The following is a 1,433-nucleotide window of genomic DNA, read 5'->3' as shown; positions in this document are numbered from 1 at the left end:
TTAATGCCTGCATATGGCGTGAACCGATGACTTTGCATTTTGTAGGTGGAGTGTTCTTTGGCGATTTTGTTACTGCTCTCAGTTTGAAATGCCGTAGCAGGCTGGCCATAGCGTACAGGCATTTCTTTGGCTTGTGTGGTTTCATAGCGCGTATAGTGCATACCGCCCAAGAGATGCAGACGGTTGGTTGCATTAAAGCGGGTACTGACAGTCAAAGAATGTGTTTTATTCGTGTTAAGGTATTTCGAATAATTGTATAACGCCGGAACATGATCATCTGCAACCTGAACAGTTTTCCACAGCGGCGTTTTCAGATATTGGTTTGCCCATTTCAAATTTCCCTCTTCATCCCGCTCCTGTATTTTGTTTCCATTTGCATCCAATTCGTAAACAGGATCTTGCACCATTACGCGCTCACCATTGTCGTTGACTGTCCAGACAGGCTTACCCTCTGCATCCAAACGAGGAGTATATTTGGTCACATGCGCGCCACTGCATTCCGGCACATAGATCTTGTTATTACCTTTTTCGTTATAAATATGCCAATCTGGTTCGACAATACCTTTTTCTAAAGGATTACGCTCCGGACCATCGGGATGAATGCCGCAACTGCCTGCACCTGCATAACCTTGAGGACGGACAAAATAACGGTTTTGATATATTTCCGTATAAGCAGAACGAATTTTTTCATTGTTATACGCATAACCGACAAAGAAATCATGTTCACGCCCAAGCAGGCGGTAATTACCTGTCAGATCCAGCTTAAAGCCCCATTGCACATCGTGTTTGGTATAGTGCAACGGCATGAAGTTGTAACGGCGGTTGTATGTGTGGCGAAGATTGTATGCTGAGTCGTATAGACGGTTGGGAAACAGGCCTTCTGCATTGTTAATAATTCCTTGCTTTGCAAGCTCCTTATCAATAAACTCTTTTTTATCTACTTCTACACCCGGATCCTGCCAGTCGTTGCATAGGAAATCCAAACCAATGTCCTGCATACATTGATCGAAACCTGCCCGACGTGCTGCCGCCCTTTGGGAGCGATATTGTTCAAAAGCAGATGAATCGAAATGATGGGCAACATAATCTGCTTTTTTCTCTTCATATGTTTTCGTGACGCCATCACGATATTCTTTTAATTTTGCCAACGCCTTGTCTTTAGGCTCAAAAGGGATAACCTCTCCCTTTTCAGTTAGGAAACCCGTTGCCGCAGATGCTGAAATACCTGCCGCGTGTTCGTTTTTCAGAAAAAATTGTCCGACTTTGGCATCTGAATCATTACGCGTATAAGAAATTTCGGCATTGAGTTGCCATCCATTGTCAAAGACATGTTTGAAACCGGAAAAAATATTGTATTTATCAGCATTCAGGCGTGACCATGAGGTTTCACCCAAATAAGTATTACGTGGCAATTTCAAAGGATTGTTACAGGC

The 1,433-nt window shown here is 43.4% G+C and carries 1 pseudogene; it reads right to left on the bottom strand.

Annotated features, from left to right (window positions below):
- A pseudogene (locus ACTHUM_RS14060) lies at positions 1–1,433 on the bottom strand (TonB-dependent siderophore receptor); the annotation flags it as partial.

The sequence above is a fragment of the Neisseria sp. P0021.S006 genome (assembly GCF_051956895.1).
This window is presented reverse-complemented; position numbering and strand designations above follow the sequence as displayed.